We start from the raw sequence: 14,857 nt of genomic DNA on the forward strand, positions 1-14,857 counted from the left end.
CCAGCTATTTAGGGCTAAAAAAAGAGCTAATCACCTGTCCAGAAGAAAGATTTTAGCGTATGTTATGAATACTGCCCTATGGGCTCGTGAGCAGCCCAAAATAGGCACTAGCATGAGAACGGCAACTCAACTCTCTCAAAAGCCGAAGTCATGTTTATTTGTGGCTGCCTGCTTAGCCTCCATTAGGCAATTAAGTGCCTGCTGTTCTGACTGATTGTTAATGTCTAGTATTGCCTGTGCATCCTCACTTCATGGTCACCGAGTTAGCAATTCTCTATTCACCTCAGTTTTTAGAGCACGACACGGGGCAGTACCATCCTGAGAATGCAGGACGGCTCAAAGCCGTAGTGTCGGCCATCAAGGCAGCAAGCTGGGCAGATCATCTGGACTGGCGAGAGCCAACTCCGCCTTCCCAGCGGGATATTTTGCCCCTGGTTTTACAGTTGCACAACCCCAAGTATGTTGAAGCCCTGCAGCACTTGGCTGCTAAAGGCGGGGGCCACATTGATGGCGATACGCCTGTGTCGGCCCGCAGCTATGACATAGCGCTGCTGGCGGTGAGTGCCTGGCTAGACGGGGTAGATTACGTACTGAAAACGAGCAACTCAGCCTTTGTGCTGGCCCGCCCTCCTGGACACCATGCTGAACGAGATTATGGCATGGGGTTTTGCCTGTTGAGCAATTGTGCGATCGCAGCTCACTATGCCCTAAGTCAGCCAGGCATTCGGCGAGTTGCTATTCTCGACTGGGATGTTCATCACGGTAATGGCACTCAGCACCTGGTGCAAAGCAACCCTAATATTGCCTTTTGCTCGCTGCACCAGTCGCCCTGCTACCCTGGCACTGGAGCGGCGAGCGAGCGGGGCATGCACAACAACGTGCTGAACGTACCCATGCCATCGGGCAGCATCGGGGCAGACTACCTGGCCCAGTTTGAGGCAGAGGTCATGCCCTTTTTGCAGCAGTTTCAGCCAGACCTGCTGATTGTCAGCGCTGGGTATGATGCTAATCATGCTGATCCCCTGGCCAATATTTCCCTCCAGCCCCAGGACTATGGGCTGTTTACTCAGCATTGCCTGACGCTGACGCCCAAGATTTTGTTTGGCTTGGAAGGGGGCTACGACTACACAGCTCTGAGCCAGTCGGTGCTGGCAACCCTAGAGGCTCGGTTGATGGCTTAAAGGCTAGTTTCGGAGCATTGGCTTCATGAGGTGTTGGTCGCGCTGCGCCTGACGCCAACCTACGGAGCTTTACTAGTGAATCCGGTGCATAGCTTAAGAATTCTGCTTTTTGTGACATTTTCCTGAACTGACCGTCAGAATTGAGCCAATAATGCTCTTTCTGAGGCGGTTCCAATGGTCGATAACACTGCGGTTCAGGTCCTGCAAGGGATTCTACATGCCTACGTGCAGCGGTTTGCACCTGGGTTAAGCGGGGACGATCTGCTCAGCACGATTGAGGCCATCATTCCCCTGGTATTCGATGGCAGCGTGACCAAAGCTGAGGCGCTGATACTGGTGCAGCAGGTGGCCTCGGTGTTTAACCTCAGGCTAGCCCTCACTCAGAGCATTCAGCCAGAGTACCTGAAGCTGGCCCAAGAACTGGCGCTGTGTATGGCGCAAAAGCCGATGGAGGAAGCTGTCAAAGAAACCGTTGTAGCCTATATCAAAAAGTACGAACAGACCTTGGAATCAGTGGGCGAGAACCTGATTGAATCGGCTATTGCCGCTATTGTGAAGGGCGAGGTTGAGTTTGACTGGCAAACTGAGCTGAACCTGGAGGATAAAAAGCTGCTGATTAAGCAGGTTTCCTTTAAGCTCAACATCATGCAGGCCGACCCGATCCCCTGTAAAGCCGCTCAGGAAATTGCCGCCCAGATTTATGGGGAAGTTGAGCGATTCCGCACAGAGCGGCAGGCCGCTCTCGGCTCGACGGATATTAGCAAGGGGCTTTTAGAACCAGATAGTTTAGAGATTTCTAGTATTTGGATGGGTACTCCGCCGGAGGAAGGCTGAGCCACGGGGAAGAAGTTGAGCAAGGTAAGACAGCCTTTAACCATTGGCTGCGGAGCTTTGTGAATCTTTATGCTGCTTGGGGAACTTTTCCTGGTTTTGGCGCTTGTTTTAGCTAAATCTTTGTAAACCGGTCGCTTAGCTTCCCTTCTCTGTGAATACTACAGGGCGGAATCGGAGGTGATGCTATGTCCGAAGAAAAAGTGCCTATGACAGGGGTCGATCTGGGGCAGATACTAGAACCTCTAACACAGCTAGCGCTGCAAATAAACCGTTCTAGGAGCCTGAGCGCGGCCTTAGACGCTGCCGTGAGTACAGCCAGGGAGATGTTGGGGTGCGATCGCACTTTGGTTTACCAGTTTCTGGTAGACAGTGAAGGGGTGGTCTTATCAGAATCAGTAGAGCCAGCATTTAAGTCTATTCACGGTCAGATACTTTACGATTCCCATTTGCGATCGCAGTGGCACAGGCCCTACCAGCAGGGATATACCAGCCAGATTGAGGATACGGCAGCTAGTAACTTGGCTTCCTGCTACCTTGAGCTGCTGGCTCACCTGCAGGTTCGGGCTAACTTGGTCGTGCCGATTTTGGCCTGGCCTGATGAGCCAGGCCAGGATGTAGCTGCCGAAACCAGGCCTTCTACACCCGCATTGTGGGGGTTACTAGTCGCCCATCAGTGCCGAGGGCCGCGCCAGTGGCAGCCTCTGGAGGTGGAAACACTCAAGCACATTGCTGCCCAGTTAGGCGGAGTCGCCGCCCGCTTCAAAACGCAGTCTCAACCTGCCCGGCCAAGCTCACTGCCCTCGGTTCAGAGTCTGCCGCTCCAGGAAGAGTGGGCACCAGTGGCAAGAAAGCGCGCCCATCAAGAAACACTGCTCCAGGTGATGGCCGATGCCTCTCACCTAGGCTTTTTCATTGTGGATAACCGCACGGACGAGATCCTGTACTTCAACCATCGTTTTTGTGAAATTTGGCATCTGGAGTCGCTAGAAGCCGACATGCTCCAGGGCAAGCTCAAAAACAACGATCTAATTCCGGCCTGCCTGCCGCTAATTGCTGATGTTCCGGCCTTTGCCGAATCTTGCCAGCCGTTGCAGAGCGAGCACAACTGCTGCACGATAGAAGACGAAATTGTCTTTACTGATGGCCGCACCATTCGCCGCTTTTCTAGCCAGATTCGCGATCGCAACAATGCCTATTTTGGGCGGCTCTATATTTTTGAGGACATTAGCGATCGCAAGCGCCTAGAGCAGGCGCTACAGGCCTCTCAGGCTCGATTTTCTGGCATTTTGGAAATTGCCAATGATGCGATTATCTCAGTGGATGCCGAGCAGCGGATCACCCTGTTTAACCAGGGGGCCGAGAAGATCTTTGGCTACTGCTCTGCCGAAGTTTTGGGAAAGCCCTTGAGCCTACTCCTGCCAAAGCGCTTTGCGGCCTGCCACCATCGGCATGTTGATAAGTTTACGACAGCTCCCAAACGAGCCAGGAAAATGGGCGAGCGGGGTGAAGTTTGGGGCCGACGTAAGAATGGGGCTGAGTTTCCGGCAGAAGCTTCTATTTCAAAACTAGAAATCGGGGGAGAAACCGTTTTCACGGCGATTCTGCGAGACATTAGCGATAGGAAACAGGCCGAGACAGAGTTGGCGGCTCAGCAGGCTTTTTTGAGACAAATTATTGATACGGTGCCCAGCTGCATCTTTGCCAAAGACCGCAAGGGTCGACTGCTGGTGGTAAACCAAGCCAGTGCTGACATCCACAGCTGCAAAGTTGAGGACATGCTAGGCAAACGAGAGCCTGAATTTAACTCCAACTTTGAGCCCAACCAGCTAGGTCGGTTTTTGACCATCAATCAAGAGGTCATGGCCACTCGGCAGCCCCATCAGCAGATCCAAAAAATCGTCGACTCAGCTGGGGCACTGCGCTGGTATCAAACGGTGATAAGGCCCCTGCTAGATGATCAAGATCAGGTCCAAGGCATTGTGGGCAACGCTATTGACATTACCGAGCTAAAGCAGGCAGAAGCAGCTCTAGAAGACAAGTCCCAGCGGTTAGCAGCAGTGATTGCAATTCAGCAGGAGATTGCTACCCGTAACGCTGACCTAGATAAGGTTATGGCGCTGATTGTAAAACGCGCCCAGGCTCTGACTGCAGCCGATGGGGCTGCTATTGCAACGATTGAAGCCGAGGAGCTAGTCTACCGAGCGGCGAGCGGCGTTGGGACAGCCTTGGTAGGGTCACGGCTGAAGTTGGCGGATAGCGTGTCTGAGGCCTGCCTTGAAACGGGCCAAATTTTGAACTGCGATGATGTGGACGCTACCTCCCAAATAAATCTGGAAGTCTGCCGGCAGATGGGGCTGCGCTCAATGGTGGTAGTGCCTTTGCTGCACCAGGGTGAGCGCATCGGGATCTTACAAGTGTGCTCCTCAAAAGTAGCAGCGTTTACACCTCAAGACATTCAGACTCTGCACCTGACGGCTGGATTTTTGGCAGCTACCCTGCGGTTGGCCTCGGAATTTGAAGCCAAGAACCACCTGCTGGCCGCGCTGCAGGACAGCGAGACTCGCTACCGCTCGGTGGTGGATGCGTTGGCTGAGGGCATTGTCTTGCAGCAGGCAGATGGCCAGATTATGGCGTGTAACGCTAGCGCAGAGGAGATTTTGGGCCTAACTACTAGCCAGATGATAGGGCGAACTTCAGTCGATCCTCACTGGCAAACTATTCGTGAAGATGGCTCCCCGTTTCCGGGCGAGGAGCATCCGGCAATGGTCACCCTCCGCACAGGAAAACCTCAGTTTGGGGTCGTCATGGGGGTACACAAGCCAGACGGTCTCACCTGGATCTCGATTAATTCTCAGCCCCTATTTCACGCTGATCAGCCTCTACCCTATGCGGTGGTCACCTCTTTTGCCGATATCACGGCACTCAAGCGCAATGAGCAAATCCTGCGCCAGCAGACAGAGCGGGAGCAGATGAGCCATGCGATCGCACAAAGTATCCGCCAGTCCCTCGATCTTGATCAGGTGCTCAGCACGACCGTTGAAGAGGTGCGCCGCTTCCTTAAAACTGACCGAGTGATTATCTACCGCTTTAATCCAGACTGGAGCGGGGTGGTCGTGACCGAGTCGGTGGCGGCGGGATGGCTGCCAATTCTCAACACGTCTATTACAGACACTCACCTTGTTGAAAGACAGGAGCAACTTTACGCGGCTCAGCAGGTTCAAACGGCAGCAGATATATACACCGCCGGGTTGACCCCTTGCTATTTGGAACTGCTAGAGCGGTTTCAAGTACGAGCCAAGCTGGTGGTGCCGATTTGGCAAGACTCTAAATTATGGGGGCTGCTCATTGCCCATCACTGTCAGGGGCCACGCCAATGGCAATCTCTAGAAACTGATCTGTTGGTGCAGCTAACCACTCAGGTTGCGATCGCAATTCAGCAGTCAGAACTGTACCAGCGGCTGCAGGCTGCCAACCGCGAACTCGATCAGCTCTCGACTACCGACGCCCTGACCCAAATTGCCAACCGTCGCCGCTTTGATGCCTATCTTGGACAGGAATGCCAGCGGCTGCAGTCAGACACGACGCTAACCCTAATTTTGTGCGACGTTGACTATTTCAAACCCTATAACGACACCTACGGCCATTTGGCAGGAGATCATTGTCTAGCTGAAGTAGCACAGGTAATTCAGGCCGCTGTCGGACGACCGAGCGATCTGGCCGCTCGCTATGGAGGCGAAGAATTTGCGATTGTCTTACCCAACACCCGTCGCGCTGGCGCAGTCCATATTGTTAACCAAATTCGCCATATGCTCGAAAGCCTGCAGCTGCCCCATGCCGGATCTCAAGTCAGCGATCATGTGACCTTGAGCTTTGGGGTTGCGATCGCAGCGCTTCCCACCACGCCTCAAGCCTTAATTGACTGTGCCGATCAGGCTCTTTATCAGGCTAAGGCTCAGGGCCGCGATCGCTACTGCATTGTGAACAACGCTTAGAGCTAAACGCTCTAGCTCTCCGCAGCTTCAGATCTACGCGCTCGCTCACACCGGTTGGACACGGGCCTGCTTGTTCTGGAAAGCCTGGATCATGCCATCGGTATAGGGTTTGATTAACGCCTTTTGAGAGGGCTCTAGACAGTTCAAAACCTCATCCATTAAAAGTTCATTTGCCTGTGCCGTCATCTCCCAAGGAACCCCCACGCTTTCGAGCACCATGATGCATAAAGCAACCAGTTCTTGCTCAACAGCTTTCAAACTTCCCTGCAGCACACACAGCCATAGGTAGGCTTGAAACATACTAAAGTCTCGCAGGCAGGAATGCTTGATCTCTAGGTCGCTTAGTTTACCTCTGCGGCTGTAGTGGCTTGGAAAAGATTTGCACAGTCGCTTGTAAACTGCGATTGAAATCCTTGGTACCATTGGCAGCATAAATTCAACCAAAGTGAAGGTTGGAGAATCTGGAGCATGTTTTGCTGCTGCCGCACAAATTCGCTGCCAGGGCAACGCCACCTGCTCTTCGACAAACCTGAAGTACGGCTGGATTAAAACCTGTTCTGCAGGGGTTAATTGTTCAAGCAATAAAGCATTGCTGAAGTTTATCTGCGTTGTAATAAAGCCTAGTGTCCGCCAATCCTTGGATATCATGTGCTGTTCCTGGAACTCCAATATTAAGGGTTCTAGGGTATCAGCCAATTTATCAATTTTAGGAATTCCCCAAGCCGCAAGAGAAGAGTCTCCAAAGGTTGCTAACAGCTCTGCCTTTGATGACACTGCAACTGAAGGCGAATCTTGATAAACCTCAAGCAGCTTGAGATAAATGCGGCTAGCAAATTGCGATAAGCGTACCGCCTCCATGAAATCTAAGATTTCAGGAAGCTGCTCGTAAAGGTTTTTGGTTCTAACAGATGCAAGCTTGCAGTTTTGCTCAATCAAATGTTTGTTTAATTTTCTAGCTGTCTGAGCCCGGCCGTTTTGCGAAGAGGCTTCGCGCAATTCACTGCGCATTGAAGGATCATTACCCAACGACAAAATAGAGAGATTAGGCAGGTAGCGATCAGCCCAAATATTAACTAAACGCTCAACAGTTGGAACTTGGGATAGCTGAGAACTTACTAGCATAATTAGGTCTTTCCCTATTTAGTTAAATTTAATGAGCTCTAAAATCAATTAGAGATAACAGCAATTCTTATTCACATCGACTACGTACAGCAATTGCCGCAAGCTTTGCGGCAATTTTGTTAGCTAGTCTGCTCAAACTTCAGGTTGAGTAGAGCGTGCTGTCCTAAGTTTTTAGTTGAAGCTATATTCCCCAATACGCAGTCTACGCATAGGAACCGGAAGGAACGGGAACTTTTTGATCAGTTGAGTTTGTAAAGAAATTGGGTGAGCTGGCGATTGAACTGGGTGCAGAGGATTGCGATCGCATCTATGCCATTTTCCTGAAGAATTAATGACAGGTGGATTGACTTTTCAATAGATATACAAGAAGTAGATCTATAGCTGCAACTGTGAAGACAATGTATTGCAAGAAATGCAGTGCCGTCTTGATATTAACCGCTAAATTTAATGATGAGTACGCTTTGCTTTGCCTATCCCACGTAGGGGACTTATAACCCCCGGGCAAGTGCTCTAGTCACGTAACGGTATCTCGACTAACTCTCCGCTGGGTTTCAGCAGCTTTGCATAGGTAATTGGAGCATAGCCAGGGAAACCCAGATAGATCTGATGCTCATACTCAACCTGATAAACGTAGATGAGCAGGCCGCTACCCGTAATCTCGTCCGGAGGGCCAAAGACCTGCTCTGCTCCACTAGGCGTTAGGCTGCGGGTGAGCTCTGGCAGCATAGCCTCTACGGTAGGCAATTCAGGCTCTAGGTGTGGGACAGGTTCGCTGGCACCCAGTAGAACTAAGGCAGCAGCCAGGGATAGGGGGAGGCGATGCATAAAATCTTTTAAAGAGAATTTAGGTTAAACCTGGGTTGCAAGGCTTCTAATGTCTTAAGTTCTACAAAACTGCATTTGAGCTCGCTGTTCGGCTTAGACGAGACACTACCAAAAAGAAGCAAGCCAGTTCAACCTTAGTTGTAAAAGCGTAATGCGATCGCAACAGCACAGAGGAAAAGGGCACCGCCCATTACCGAAAGTTAATTAGCGTGGGTTGCGATCGCAACTCACAGACAACCCCATTTAGGCGAAAGCGCCAGCAGCAGTTTAGGCTTCGGCTAACAAATTGAGCTAGGCACAAAAAACTCCGCCTCGAGTGCGGAGTGTGGTCGCTTATCTAGCAATAATAGTGCGTTTAGGCTGGAATTTTGTGTTTTTGTAGGTTGGGTTAAGCGGAGCGAAACCCAACAGTTTAGTCCTTTGTTGGGTCTCGCAAGCTCGACACCAACCCACAAAAGGGGCCTAGACAGACCAGTACGCTTTGATTTGCCCGTCTACACTAAGAGTTTTATACTCGCGCTAGCGTCACCTGCTCAGGCTGGTCTTGGTACTTGCCGCGACGGGCTTCGTAGCTGACCTGGCACTGCTCGCCTTCAAAGAAAATGAGCTGCACCACGCCTTCGTTGGCATACATGCGGCAGTCGGCGCTAGAGGAGTTGGAAAACTCCAGGGTCAGGTGACCACGCCAACCAGCTTCTGCGGGCGTGAGGTTGGCGACAATGCCACAGCGGGCATAAGTACTTTTACCAATGCAAATAACGCTGATGTTGTCGGGCACCGAGATTCTTTCTAGCGCAACTCCCAAGCCGTAACTATGGGCTGGAAGGATAAAGTAGCTGCCGTTTTCATCGGTGCGGAGGGCGGTAGGTTCTAGGTTGTCGGGGTTGAAGTTTTTGGGATCAACCACAGTCCCAGGAATGTGGCGGAAGATGCGAAATTCAGAGGGCGACAGGCGAATGTCGTAGCCGTAGGAAGAGAGGCCGTAGCTAATCACTGGGCGCTTTACACCCAGAGTATCTAGGTCAATGTGGCGCACTAGCTTTGGCTCAAACGGCTCAATCATGCCCTCTTGGGCCATTTGATTAATCCAGGCATCGTTTTTGATCATGGTTTTCCCTGGCTTAGTGTGATTTGTGGGTTTAGGTTGCTTGGGTCAATCTAACCTGTTTGATTGGCCTATTAATCGCGCTGTGCTTGCCAACCTGCGGAGATTATTAAGGGAGGAAGTTGCGCCGAAATTGGGTGACCTGATCAGCGACCTCTAGGATCGAATCGGGCATTGCTGGCCCTGTCAAGACCACATCTACCTGAGGCGGGCGCTGCTTGAGAAAATGCAGGACTTCGGCTTCGGCAATGAGGCCGTAGGTCATAGCCAGGCTCAGCTCGTCTAGCACGACCAAGGCATAGCGTCCCTGCTGGACAACTCGCTGGGTGTGCTGCCACAGGTCTTGAATGGCTATCCGGTCTTCGTCGGTAACGTCGGAGGTATGAACGCAGTGAGCCATGTCGCTGCGAACCCAATCAAGGTTTTGCCCCAACTGCATAGGTTGGTCTGCCCCTTGACCAATGCCTCCCTTGAGAAACTGCACGACCAGCACCGGAGTTCCCTGTCCGGCGGTGCGGAGCGCCTGCACCATAACATTGGTGAAGAAACTGCGGTGGGCTGAAGTAAAAACTTGAACGGTGCCTTCGACGGTCTGCAGCAAGGGATGCCGAACGATAGAAGGCTTGGGAATGGCCGTGAGGTTGCTGGTTGTGAGTTGGGAAACCATATCAAGGGGAACGGGCTCTTGCCTGGCTAAATATAGCGTACTTATAGCAGAGTTTTTGAGGGAGCACGCCACATCTGCTAAAACAGTCAACCCATACTCACCTCCGGAACCTGTTCACATTGGTTTAGCCAATTAGCGCCTACGACGCTGCGGTATGGCCTTGGGCCTGCTGTATTCTAAGGAGGGTTTCTGAGGCAATTCCTATGGCTTGGCAGCGTCCAGATGGGCGGCGACCTGATCAGCTGCGTCCTGTGAGCTTTGAACGGCAGTTTACCCGGTTTTCGGCGGGGTCGGTGTTGGCTAGATGTGGCGATACTCAGGTGCTGTGTACGGTGTCGGTGCAGCGTGGAGTGCCCCGGTTTTTAGAGGGGACAGGCAAGGGCTGGCTGACAGCAGAGTATCGAATGCTGCCTGGAGCCACCCCCCAACGGCAGCAGCGGGAGCTTTTGAAGCTGTCGGGCCGCACTCAGGAGATTCAGCGATTGATTGGCCGCAGTCTGCGTTCAACCCTCGATTTTGAGGCATTGGGCGAACGGACATTGACGGTAGATACTGATGTGCTCCAGGCCGATGCGGGCACGAGAACCACGGCCATTACCGGAGGGTATGTGGCGCTGAGAGATGCGATCGCATCTCTCCTCCAATCAGGTGAACTAGAAACTTCCCCGCTGATTCATCAGGTCGCTGCCGTCTCAGTCGGTCTGCTCGAAGGTGAGGCATTCCTCGATCTCAAGTACGAGGAAGATGTCGCTGCCGCCGTTGACTTCAATGCGGTATTAGACGAAAACCTCGACATTATCGAGCTGCAGGGCACTGCGGAAGAGGGCAGCTTTAGCCGCAAGCAAATGGATCAAATCTTGGATTTGGCTGAAAGCGGCATCAAAGATCTGCTGGAGGCGCAGAGACAAGTGTTTGAGGGGTAGTAGCTGGGTGGAGGGGTGGATGAGTAGATGGGTAGGTGGGTGGGGGCTAGTTAACAAATATTTCAGCGATCGCACCTGCGGTGGAATTCATCTAAGGTGGAACTTGTGAGTGGCAACCCCACTCGCTGAAGCAACTGCTTCATTGAGGGAAAAATCTCTGTCGGCTAATTCGGTTCAGGTGTTTCGGCAAATTCACACTGAACGGAACGCGGGAGACTAACCCATGAAACTGGCCTACTGGATGTATGCAGGCCCGGCGCATATTGGCACTCTACGGATTGCTACGTCCTTCAAGAACGTGCACGCAATTATGCATGCGCCGTTGGGGGATGACTATTTTAATGTGATGCGTTCCATGCTGGAGCGGGAGCGGGACTTTACACCTGTGACCACTAGCGTTGTCGATCGCAACGTTTTGGCGCGAGGTTCGCAGGAAAAGGTCGTTGACAATATTGTTCGAAAGGATAAGGAAGAGTCGCCTGATCTGATTGTGCTGACGCCGACCTGTACTTCTAGCATTCTGCAGGAAGACCTGGAAAACTTTGTCGAGCGGGCTCAAATCGATTCGCGCGGCGATGTGCTGCTGGCGGATGTCAACCACTACCGTGTCAATGAGCTGCAGGCAGCCGATCGAACGCTACAGCAGATTGTTCAGTATTATCTGGCCAAAGCCGAGAAAAAGGGCGATAGGCCCCAGGGCAAAACTGAAAAGCCCTCGGTCAACATTATCGGTCTGACTACACTGGGCTTTCACAACAATCACGACGGCACTGAGCTGAAGCGGCTCATGGCGGATCTGGGGATTGAAATCAACGAAGTGATTCCCGATCATGCCTCAGTGCACAATCTTAAGAACCTGACCCGCGCTTGGTTTAACCTGGTGCCGTACCGGGAAGTCGGCATGATGACTGCCGAGTATCTGCAGGAGGCGTATGGCATGCCTTATGTGGATATTGTGCCGATGGGCATTGTAGAGACGGCGCGCTGCATTCGCAAGATTCAGGCTGTCCTCAATGAGCAGGGAGCAGGCGTTGACTACGACGGCTTTATCGATGAGCAGACTCGCTTTGTCTCGCAGGCGGCCTGGTTTTCTCGCTCGATTGACTGCCAAAACCTGACGGGCAAAAAAGCGGTCGTGTTTGGCGACAACACCCATGCTGCCGCCATGACCAAGATTCTGGCGCGGGAAATGGGCATTCATGTAGTGCTGGCAGGCACCTACTGCAAGTACGATGCTGACTGGTTCCAGGAGCAGGTGGGCGAGTACTGCGATGAGGTGCTGGTGAGCGATGACAACGGGGCGATTGGCGATGCGATCGCACGTCTCGAACCTGCTGCCATCTTCGGCACCCAGATGGAGCGTCACGTTGGCAAGCGCCTGAACATCCCCTGCGGCGTCATTGCTGCACCGATTCACATTCAAAACTTCCCGGTGGGCTATCGGCCTTTCCTGGGTTATGAAGGAGCCAACCAGATCGTCGATCTGGTCTACAACTCTTTCACCCTAGGCATGGAAGATCACCTATTAGAGTTCTTTGGCGGCCACGACACCAAGGAAGTGATTACCAAGACCGTCTCTGCCGGATCTGACATGGGCTGGACTCGCGACGGCCTAGCCGAACTCAACAAGATCCCTGGCTTTGTACGCGGCAAGGTGAAGCGTAATACGGAGAAGTTTGCGCGCGATCGCAACATCTCCGAGATCAACGCTGAAGTGCTCTATGCGGCGAAGGAAGCCGTCGGGGCATAAGCAGAGAGCGTTAAATTAGCAGTCTGATGGAGCCAGGGAATTAAATTCCCTGGCTCTCTGCTTTGCGCCGCTGCGTCCCCCTTATGCCTGTGTGCTCCAAAACTCAACATCCTGCTGCTCAACACTGCCATCTGGTAGCGTCGTGTGGCTAAGCTTGGCCCCATGCAGCTCATGGCCCTGAAGCTCGGCCCACTTGAGGTCGGCCTCGGCCAGATTAGCTCCAAAAAACTGAGACTTCCACAGTTCTGCCCCCCGCAAGGTTGCGCCTTTGAGGTCAGCTCCGCGCAGATCGGCTCCGGTTAGATCCGCGTGGGTGAGGTTGGCTTGGCGCAGATCGGCTCCCTGCAAATCGGCTCCCTTGAGGTTGGCCTTTTCTAGGTTCGCCCCTCGCAAGATCGCTTGAGTTAGCTGGGCGCGGTGGAGACAGGCGGCTCGCAGGTCGGCCTTGGCTAGATTGGCCTCCATCAGCTGGGCCTCGGGCAGATGGATTTGGGTGAGATTTGCGCCGGGGGCTTCTAGCGATCGCAACGGCACCCCATCCTGGTGTAAATCCTGCAAGGCCTGGAAGCGGGCATAGCTGGTCGAGACTTTGCCAGCCGCCGCATTGTCAATAATGCGCCAGGCTTCATAGTGCTTTTGGGCCTTGCGATCAGGTGCGCCCTTGAAGTACAAGATCACCGCTGCCACGATCGCAAAAGATTCGGCATTCTCAAAAAAGATTTTCAGCGCATCTCGCTGAAACAGATCCAGCGGTGAGCGAATTACGACATCTTCCTGCACCCAGAGGGCAACTGCAGCCAAACACACCACCGACACCAGCACCGCCAACCAGGTTGGGACACACCGGGCCACCCACTCCAGCTGTTTAACAAACCTCAAAGAGCTCCATCGCATTGGCGGTTTCCCTCACCAGATAGAAGGATTTTCGCACGACCGGGCAGAGAGGAGCATGATCTAATGTTTCAGGCTCAAAAAGCTGCAAAAGGCAGGGTGAATGCAGAAGTGCTCAACATTTTCTAAATTGATTGTGGGCAGCTCATAGTGGCCCAGGTAGGCAGCTTTTGCTGCTGTCGATTGCCCCATTTGCTTCGGCATCTTGGCCTTGAGAAAACCGATGTGCCACAGCAGCTTTTTCAGATCCAGATAGTCCATCTCCAGCACCCAGTCTGCAGCTCTGTCTACATCCAACTCGCCGCAGACAGCCGACAGCAGCAAATACTCCAGCTCGTCTTTCGCAAAGTGGGCTTTGCGGCCCCGAAACACTTCAAAGAGATCTAGAAGGTGGGGATATTTGAACCGATATTCTGAAGCTAAATCCTTGATCTTTTGCTCAGAATAGATTTCTTCTGCAGCGAGGATAGTGTCTTCTGTGATGCGTTTACCCTCGCGGTAATACTCTATACACAGCTTGCAAAACTGCAGCAGTTCTCTAGGGCGAAGCTGTGTGCGATCAAGAATATAGTCTGCCGACTCTTCGTTATGATCCGGCAGGTGGGAGACAAAAATCGAGTTCCAGCGCCGCAGCCCCGGAGCCTCCTGCAGATCAGCAAAGCAGTGAGCAATCCGCAGACCAATCAGCTCTAACAGTTCCGGCTTTCTCCAACGAATCACCTCCACATCTTCCCGAATTTTTTGAGCATCTTCATAAATCTGAGGAATGTTGTCAAACAGTTCCTGGCGAATGGAAATGTAGATTTTCAGATTTGGGCTAATCAGGTTGAGCTTTTGGGCGGCTTGAAAAAGCCCGGCCAGGAAATATTTGGCATCTTCAGAGTTATCCCAGCCTTTATCAAGCTCATCAATAAATACTTTGATTCGCAGCTTTTCTAAGACTCTTTTGAGGCTCGGCAACAGGCCTTTGATTTCCTCCAGGCTGTATAAAGCCTGCAGCTCACGCGTTTTGCTTAAACTTTCAAAGCTGCTCAGCTTAATACTTTCTAAGCGCTTGAGATAGGAAAAAAGAATGCCCACTGAGTTAAGGTTCTGGTTCTGCAGGTTGTTCTGCACATAGGCGTAGATATCTTTGAGAGGCCCTAATAGGAGCCCTCGTTTTTCCTCAACCACTTTCTTAAAGATGAGGTTGTACAGTAGGTACTGCCAGGCAACTGAGTAGGAACTTTGCTTGCCCCAAGATCCCTCCTGCTCGCTGCGAAGAAACTGCGACAGCAGCTCATAGGAATATTCTTCGGGAGAAAGTTCAATCACGAGGTGGCTTTTGCGAGCCTCTGCCGCTGCCATGTACTTAAAGATGGCGCTCTTACCCGCTCCTCGGTTGCCGACCAAAATGGTCTTGCTGCTGTTGAAAAACTTTTGGTAGGTGGAGTTGCGGTAGAAGTATTCGGCTAGGCCAACGGCAATATCTCGCTCTGCAGAATCAGATCCAAGGTTGAGAAGACGAATATCACGCGGCATAGGCAGGCAATGGCAGGGAAGGGAAAACCAAGCAAGTCACCACCCC

General features: G+C 52.4%; 11 protein-coding genes. 5 read left to right on the forward strand and 6 right to left on the reverse strand.

Annotation, left to right across the window (positions count from 1 at the left end):
- Positions 1 to 251: 251 nt before the first annotated feature.
- The 3 genes from H6G13_RS23425 to H6G13_RS23435 all read left to right on the forward strand — a co-directional run bounded on the left by H6G13_RS23425 (position 252) and on the right by H6G13_RS23435 (position 6,007).
- Positions 252 to 1,181, forward strand: a complete 930-nt coding sequence (locus tag H6G13_RS23425) for a histone deacetylase (protein WP_190487441.1) — start codon at positions 252 to 254, stop codon at positions 1,179 to 1,181.
- A 174-nt stretch (positions 1,182 to 1,355) separates the two neighbouring features.
- The gene (locus tag H6G13_RS23430; RefSeq protein WP_190487443.1) at positions 1,356 to 2,015 is read left to right on the forward strand and encodes a hypothetical protein; all 660 of its coding nucleotides are present in this window, start codon (positions 1,356 to 1,358) and stop codon (positions 2,013 to 2,015) included.
- 185 nt (positions 2,016 to 2,200) lie between these two features.
- On the forward strand, positions 2,201 to 6,007 hold the full coding sequence (locus H6G13_RS23435) for a PAS domain S-box protein (RefSeq protein ID WP_190487445.1): 3,807 nt from the start codon (positions 2,201 to 2,203) through the stop codon (positions 6,005 to 6,007).
- A 45-nt stretch (positions 6,008 to 6,052) separates the two neighbouring features.
- Here H6G13_RS23435 and H6G13_RS23440 read toward each other — a convergent pair whose 3' ends face one another.
- The 4 genes from H6G13_RS23440 to H6G13_RS23455 form a co-directional block, all read right to left on the reverse strand.
- On the reverse strand, positions 6,053 to 7,129 hold the full coding sequence (locus H6G13_RS23440) for a hypothetical protein (RefSeq protein WP_190487447.1): 1,077 nt from the start codon (positions 7,127 to 7,129) through the stop codon (positions 6,053 to 6,055).
- A 510-nt stretch (positions 7,130 to 7,639) separates the two neighbouring features.
- Positions 7,640 to 7,954: a hypothetical protein gene (locus tag H6G13_RS23445; protein WP_190487449.1), complete on the reverse strand. Its 315-nt coding sequence runs from the start codon at positions 7,952 to 7,954 to the stop codon at positions 7,640 to 7,642.
- Between the two features lie 508 nt (positions 7,955 to 8,462).
- Positions 8,463 to 9,062: a dCTP deaminase gene (gene dcd, locus H6G13_RS23450; RefSeq protein WP_190487451.1), complete on the reverse strand. Its 600-nt coding sequence runs from the start codon at positions 9,060 to 9,062 to the stop codon at positions 8,463 to 8,465.
- A gap of 106 nt (positions 9,063 to 9,168) precedes the next feature.
- Complete coding sequence (locus H6G13_RS23455; RefSeq protein ID WP_190487453.1) at positions 9,169 to 9,726, reverse strand: P-loop NTPase family protein; 558 nt, start codon at positions 9,724 to 9,726, stop codon at positions 9,169 to 9,171.
- Between the two features lie 203 nt (positions 9,727 to 9,929).
- On the opposite strand from H6G13_RS23455, the gene rph reads away from it, so the two are divergent.
- Both rph and bchB read left to right on the forward strand, forming a co-directional pair.
- Positions 9,930 to 10,649 (forward strand): ribonuclease PH, encoded by a 720-nt coding sequence (gene rph, locus H6G13_RS23460; RefSeq protein WP_190487455.1) that lies wholly within the window; start codon positions 9,930 to 9,932, stop codon positions 10,647 to 10,649.
- Between the two features lie 223 nt (positions 10,650 to 10,872).
- Entirely contained in the window at positions 10,873 to 12,399 is a 1,527-nt protein-coding gene (bchB, locus tag H6G13_RS23465; protein WP_190487457.1) for a ferredoxin:protochlorophyllide reductase (ATP-dependent) subunit B, read from the forward strand.
- Positions 12,400 to 12,480: 81 nt separating this feature from the next.
- Here the strand turns inward: bchB and H6G13_RS23470 are convergent, their stop codons facing one another.
- Together H6G13_RS23470 and H6G13_RS23475 are read right to left on the reverse strand one after the other, a co-directional pair.
- A complete protein-coding gene (locus H6G13_RS23470; protein ID WP_206756542.1) occupies positions 12,481 to 13,293 on the reverse strand; it encodes a pentapeptide repeat-containing protein in 813 nt (270 codons plus the stop codon).
- Between the two features lie 60 nt (positions 13,294 to 13,353).
- Entirely contained in the window at positions 13,354 to 14,811 is a 1,458-nt protein-coding gene (locus tag H6G13_RS23475) for a hypothetical protein (RefSeq protein WP_190487461.1), read from the reverse strand.
- Between the last annotated feature and the right edge of the window lie 46 nt (positions 14,812 to 14,857).

The sequence above is a fragment of the Pseudanabaena sp. FACHB-2040 genome, assembly GCF_014696715.1.
Taxonomy (GTDB): Bacteria; Cyanobacteriota; Cyanobacteriia; order Phormidesmidales; family Phormidesmidaceae; genus JACVSF01.

What these genes read in the sequence shown, in the direction of transcription:
- H6G13_RS23425 (WP_190487441.1), top strand. Translation starts at nt 252, where the DNA reads ATGGTCACCGAGTTAGCAATTCTCTATTCACCTCAGTTTTTAGAGCAC.
- H6G13_RS23430 (WP_190487443.1), top strand. Translation starts at nt 1,356, where the DNA reads ATGGTCGATAACACTGCGGTTCAGGTCCTGCAAGGGATTCTACATGCC.
- H6G13_RS23435 (WP_190487445.1), top strand. Translation starts at nt 2,201, where the DNA reads ATGTCCGAAGAAAAAGTGCCTATGACAGGGGTCGATCTGGGGCAGATA.
- H6G13_RS23440 (WP_190487447.1), bottom strand. Translation starts at nt 7,129, where the DNA reads ATGCTAGTAAGTTCTCAGCTATCCCAAGTTCCAACTGTTGAGCGTTTA.
- H6G13_RS23445 (WP_190487449.1), bottom strand. Translation starts at nt 7,954, where the DNA reads ATGCATCGCCTCCCCCTATCCCTGGCTGCTGCCTTAGTTCTACTGGGT.
- dcd (WP_190487451.1), bottom strand. Translation starts at nt 9,062, where the DNA reads ATGATCAAAAACGATGCCTGGATTAATCAAATGGCCCAAGAGGGCATG.
- H6G13_RS23455 (WP_190487453.1), bottom strand. Translation starts at nt 9,726, where the DNA reads ATGGTTTCCCAACTCACAACCAGCAACCTCACGGCCATTCCCAAGCCT.
- rph (WP_190487455.1), top strand. Translation starts at nt 9,930, where the DNA reads ATGGCTTGGCAGCGTCCAGATGGGCGGCGACCTGATCAGCTGCGTCCT.
- bchB (WP_190487457.1), top strand. Translation starts at nt 10,873, where the DNA reads ATGAAACTGGCCTACTGGATGTATGCAGGCCCGGCGCATATTGGCACT.
- H6G13_RS23470 (WP_206756542.1), bottom strand. Translation starts at nt 13,293, where the DNA reads ATGCGATGGAGCTCTTTGAGGTTTGTTAAACAGCTGGAGTGGGTGGCC.
- H6G13_RS23475 (WP_190487461.1), bottom strand. Translation starts at nt 14,811, where the DNA reads ATGCCGCGTGATATTCGTCTTCTCAACCTTGGATCTGATTCTGCAGAG.